Origin of the sequence: Rhizobium sp. AQ_MP (assembly GCF_014237835.1) — a bacterium.
Lineage (GTDB): Bacteria > Pseudomonadota > Alphaproteobacteria > Rhizobiales > Rhizobiaceae > Allorhizobium.
In genome coordinates this window covers 1-5316 of record NZ_JACJVI010000042.1, presented here as the reverse complement: position 1 = coordinate 5316, position 5316 = coordinate 1, and the positions used below count along the sequence as shown (strand labels likewise).

4 protein-coding genes are annotated in these 5316 nt (G+C 57.4%); 2 read left to right on the top strand and 2 right to left on the bottom strand.

What is annotated here, in order from left to right; translation table 11 throughout:
• Positions 1 to 369 precede the first annotated feature (369 nt).
• A complete protein-coding gene (locus tag H6M51_RS24080) occupies positions 370 to 705 on the bottom strand; it encodes a hypothetical protein (RefSeq protein ID WP_185812298.1) in 336 nt (111 codons plus the stop codon).
• A gap of 341 nt (positions 706 to 1046) precedes the next feature.
• Positions 1047 to 1865: a hypothetical protein gene (locus H6M51_RS24075; protein WP_185812297.1), complete on the bottom strand. Its 819-nt coding sequence runs from the start codon at positions 1863 to 1865 to the stop codon at positions 1047 to 1049.
• Between the two features lie 687 nt (positions 1866 to 2552).
• On the opposite strand from H6M51_RS24075, the gene H6M51_RS24070 reads away from it, so the two are divergent.
• The gene (locus tag H6M51_RS24070; RefSeq protein WP_185812296.1) at positions 2553 to 3608 is read left to right on the top strand and encodes a hypothetical protein; all 1056 of its coding nucleotides are present in this window, start codon (positions 2553 to 2555) and stop codon (positions 3606 to 3608) included.
• Positions 3609 to 3942: 334 nt separating this feature from the next.
• Positions 3943 to 5058: a hypothetical protein gene (locus H6M51_RS24065; protein ID WP_185812295.1), complete on the top strand. Its 1116-nt coding sequence runs from the start codon at positions 3943 to 3945 to the stop codon at positions 5056 to 5058.
• Positions 5059 to 5316: the final 258 nt, after the last annotated feature.

Below are 5316 nucleotides of genomic sequence, written 5' to 3'. Positions count from 1 at the left end.
ATCACATATCTCATTTACTCAACTTCACCCTTGCAAGTGGCTTCCATTGAGGCGCATTCCGGCTACGGCGCTTGCCGAAGCTGGCGCGTTTATCGCCAGCGCAGCGATGTCGGTCAATGCTGGCATTAACCTTTTTGCCGACTTAACTCGATCATGTTGAACGAAACCCAGATCGATTCCTTCAAACTTTAACATTCGAGATCCTGCTCCGGTGCGCCCGTTTCCCTCTCCGGAAATCCGATTCAGAATCAAACGCCGTTTTGTGAAGTAACGGGGGGAATGTGTCAGATCTTGCAAACGGGGTTTGTGAAAGGCGATGCGCGATAGCGCATCCAGTAAACACCGAGTATGGGCAGGCGAGAAACCTGATCAGTCCTCAAGTTCGTCACCGTCTGCCTCGCCCAGGTGAAGCTTCCGACGAAACGGCCACTCTCCTGTTCTGTATTTGGCGGCAAGCTCATCGAATACGGCATCCGATGCTCGCTCACCGAAGCCTTGGCGAACCAGAAGCGCGACCACGCGATCCTGCAGCTCGTCGAGTTCCGCCTCTGCCTTGCGTGCCGCCATTGCAGAAACGATCATGAAGAGAGCCGTGCGGGCGACATCGTCGCGATTGGGGCGCCTTGCCTTGCGATCGGCATCGCGCAGTCGCTGTTGGCGCTCGCGCTGTTCGCGATTGCGGATCTCCTCCGATTTGCGTGCCATGCGGTCCTCTCAATCCAACAGGTGGCCTGCATGCCAGACCGGTATCAGTGCAGCAACCTCGCTCGAGGCTGAATCGAAAATCCCGGTTTATGAATCGGAAATCCTCAACTCTGAATCCGGAATGCGCAACTTGAGACAGGTTGCGGGCGAATTACGGCAGCTTAGGTTACCTTGATCCGTGCAAACGGCGTTTGTGTAAACGCCGTTTCACTGTTCTGAATCGGATATCCAGAGTTCTGAATCGCTGATGCGCAATTTGTCTCGATGTGAGATAGCGGCAGGATGATTTGCCTGCACTTTGAGACAACTTGCGCGCCCTTACCCGACCGGCGCAATCAAGCCTAGGCTTCAGGCCCCAGAAGCTGCTGCATCATCGCGCGCGCCCTGACGAGGTCTGGCAGGGAGTTCTCACCAATGTCAGAGAGCTGTCCGAGAGCATCAAGAAGCTGGTTCCAAGGAGACGCTTGGGGCGGCCATGCCGGAAAGATGAAGCTAGGACTCCCGACGACTAGATGCGGTAGAAGGATGAGGTTGCCGATCACTGTCACAAGGTGATCGGCGCCGATGTGCAATTGCCCCCGGATCGTCTCAGATTCTTCGTGATTGAAGCCAATCTCTTGAAGGCGGTCGATCAACTGAATGATGCGGCTGGCCGTCTCTCGGAAGACGCTAACTCCGCTGCGTGTCTTCATCGCTGCCAGCTCCTCCATGCTCGTCATATCGAAACGGAGGAGGGCATGATGCGGCGCTTGATAGGTGCGTAGTTCATCGGAGGGGTCCATCAGGATCTGCAGGTCGGCCAAAGAAATCCCTGGGTAGGTTTGGAGCGCCTGCACGCCGCGGTCAACGTCCTGCTCCTCCCCTTCAGCCAAAGCAGCCACCACTTCCGCAGACACGCCCATGCGTTCCAGGTTTGGGCGATGAGGAGTAAGGACGAACTCGGCGTACAAAGCGCGCTCTATAACGGACCGTTTGATACCGGTTCGTTCTACGATAGACGACACCACCTTCGATGATGGCTTCTCGTCAAAAACTTTCGAAAGCGCAATCCCGATGTCGAGGAGCGCCATTGGAGCGGTCTGGTCGATCGCCTCGACCCTCTGAAGTACGGATTCCAGAGTCGCGGCCTGGTCGACGTCAACACTGCTTGCTTTACTCATCGGAACTCCTGAACTCTGACCGGAACTACTGCGTCAGTCGCCACGGGTATCGGCGAGAGTTTAAGCGCAGATGAATGACGGGAGCCGTCGGCTGCCAATCCTGTGCGTATCCACAGATCGATCGCCATTCTGGTTAAATCCATGCAAACGGCGTTTGTGACAACGCCCCTCTAGAGTTCGGAATCGGATATCCAGAGCACGGAATCATCCATCCGCAACTTGACTCGATGTGTGGGCACTTCGAGTAAACGTGTGATGACTTTTGAGCGGTGAAGCGAACCATTCCAGCCGTCGCCGTAGCCCTTGGCGGCTTTACCTTTAGCGATCGTAAAAATACTTCGAATGGCCTCTGCGTCAAAAAATGCACTCTGCGTGCCCACGAGAGTTGGGTGCGGAGCGCACAATTTGAATGTCTCCTAACCGAACTGTAGCCGAATTTATTGATATAGATGACGTTAATTATCGAAATTGAAGCATCATATGTCGCATTGATTGATTGGAGTGGTTAACATGCATGTATTATTTTGATGTCTATATTGATTTTTGGGATGAAAATGAGCAGAGTTGCTTTTCCAAGCGTTTGAGTGATTTAGGGCACAATTTGCAATGTTCGTAAATCCGGGCGATAATAGCTTCATCCGATGCCTGTGCGTGTCGGATGATTGTAACGCGTAACTGGAGTACCAGATGAACACCAAGACCAAGCCCAAGGCCCCCACCACCCCCGCCCGCACATATGAAAAGCTGAAGATCGATCCAGCGCTTCAGAACCTGCTCGAGAGCAAAGCCGAGCGCATCTTCGAGCTCGGTCGCCGCTCGACGGAGCAGACCTTCCTGATCGGCGACATTCTCAATGAGGCCGCCGATGTGCTGGAGGCCCCGACGTTCGCGAAATGGGTGCATAGCCGTTGCGGGATCGCTGCGCGCACGGCGGCCGGCTTCATTGCCGTCTCGCGCAACCTCGAGCCGTTCCGCGACGAGATGATCGATCTCAATATCAGTTCGACGGTGTTGTTCACCATCGCTCATGCGGAGCCGGAGAAGATCCGCGAGGTGCTGAAACATGCCGAGGAGCATGGCCAGGTCCGGGTCTCGGATGCCAAGGCCATCCTGTTGAACGGGCAGGAGAAGCCCCGCGCCAACCCGTATGACCAGGGCGGTGTCGGCGGGCTTCAGGCGCTGATTGCCCTTAAATCTCGCGAGGGACAGAAGATCTTCCTTGCCCGGCTCAAGGCGATCATCGAGGTCATGGATGCGGCTTTGAAGAGCAAGCGGCTCTATAAGGAAAAGCTGCAGGAGGCGCTGACGCTCTCGGCAGGCACCGCCCGAAACGAACTTCGCAATCTGACGCAGTTTGTGGGGTCGTCTGAGATCAGGAGCGAGCACAAAAGCCTCGTGATGTACCCCTATGGCAGTCAGTGGGCGCGGGTCGAAGCCGTGCTGACACAACTGTCCGACAAGGATCGTTGGCCAAAAATGGTCGATTTGCGCAAGTGGCTCGAAACCGAAGCCGTGCCGGTCCTGTCCTGGGTGATCTCGAAAGATCGGAAGGCGAAGCTGACCGGCCCAGACGTCAGGGACGCTGTCGACGGCAGTGATGATGTCGAAGGCCGCCAGTTGCTCGAAGCGGTTCCGTTGCTCGACACGTCTGAACTGATCGAGGTCGGGGACGAGTTTGAGGACGAGGCCGAGGTTGAAGACGAAAACCTCGACGAGGCTTCCTCGCCTGTGATGGCGATGTGACCGGCGTCGAGATCGGGAAGGTGGCAACAATTGCCTTCCCACAAACCTTCCCTGGGGCCGCTTGTCGGCCCTTGTTTTGTTTTGGTGCCTGACCGGCTGAAACCGAACAAGACCGCCAGCATTCGGCGAAGGGCATGGGCGTCTTGCGGGAGGTCGTGAGCCCGCCGTTAACCTTGTACCGGCTTCGTTCTCATTTTGCTGGTTTGGGTCCTTGAGCCCCGGCTCGGGTCCTGCCAGGGTAAGCGCGTTCCGATCACCGGAGCAAGCGGCCCAAGCCGATGCGCTAACATCGGCAAGGGCCTGACCGTCAACCTTGGTAAGAAGGAATCGGGCTATGAGCACGAATACCGCTTCTGTTCCCTATGGGGAAGTTCTCAACTCATTCGTCAACGCCAGCGCATCGGCCATGTCAGGCTCCCGCCCGCGCCCGTTTGGTTTTGGCCGCAACGTAGCTGCCGCGCCGATCTGCGAGCCTGCCGTACTGCGCAGGCATGCACACCTCGTACGCTTCGCCGAGGTTGAGGCCGATCTCGATGTACTCATCGATCGCGCCATTACTGCGATCACTGATGGCGAACCGACCGAAGATGAGATCTTGGGCCACTATGTGAACATCGCTTCGCTCGTCCGGGCGGTCTCTTTCCGGGAAGGCAAGCTTCTTGAATACGCGCTCGAGCGGGTGGCGAGAGCGAACCCGAACGTGTTGGTGCTGACGCAGTCCCTCAAACTGCCGCTCGTGAAAGCAGCGCTTGAAGCGGTGTCCGGCAATGATTGGTCGAGCCTCGACGGTATCAAACTCGATTGCGAGTCACCGGCAAAGGGCAGCTACACACCGGACCTGATCGTGGTGAACCGGGCGCGACACACAGCATACATCCTCGACCTCAAGCGCTCGCTTGCGTCGTATGGCGATACCAGCCGCCTCGAGGAACTGAAGATGAAAATGATGGCTTCCGCGATGGTGTTGCCGGACTGGCTGTACAAGACGCAAAAGCGATTGATGGTCGATACCGTCGAGGTGGCAATCGTCGATGGAGCAAGCCGTCCGAGTGATCACGCCACGGGCATCTGGGCTCTCTCCGAAATCGACGACCTGCTTGAGATCGACGGTGCCGCCGACTGCATGGCCGAACTGCGCCGTCGCTTTGGTGTCCGGGTTCAGCAGCTTCTCGAGATGGAGGCGCGCAAGGCAATTGGGGTCGACGAGCGGTTCGTCACGACCGGGGGCGATACCGTGGCGCCGCTGATTGCGCCGAAGCCACCTCGCATCAACCTCAACGGACCGAGCCGAACGTTCGAGGAAGAGATGGCGGCCCAGTCGTTCGACGAGGATCCGCTTCGCGACTCTTGGGATGATGATCGCTTTGATCCGGTCGATGCCATCGAAGACGACGAGCCGCGCCCGGTCTTTATCCGCGTCGGCTACGCCAGACGCCCTGCGCCGCACTGATCTGATCCGCTCGATGATCTGAGTGCTGCAGCGAGGCGCTTGCCGCCCGGCTGTAAGCCAAGGCCGCGACGGCTTTGTGCCCTTGGCTTGCCTCACCATTCCCCATTCCCTGATTGCGCTGGACCCCGATGCGGTCCGGCGAAGGAGATCTCATGTCTTCCGAAACCTATTCCGAGAGGCTGCCGCACATGCGTTGCGAAGCGGTTGCCCCGAATACCCTATCGACGACACTCGACTGCCACCGTCCCCACAATGCCT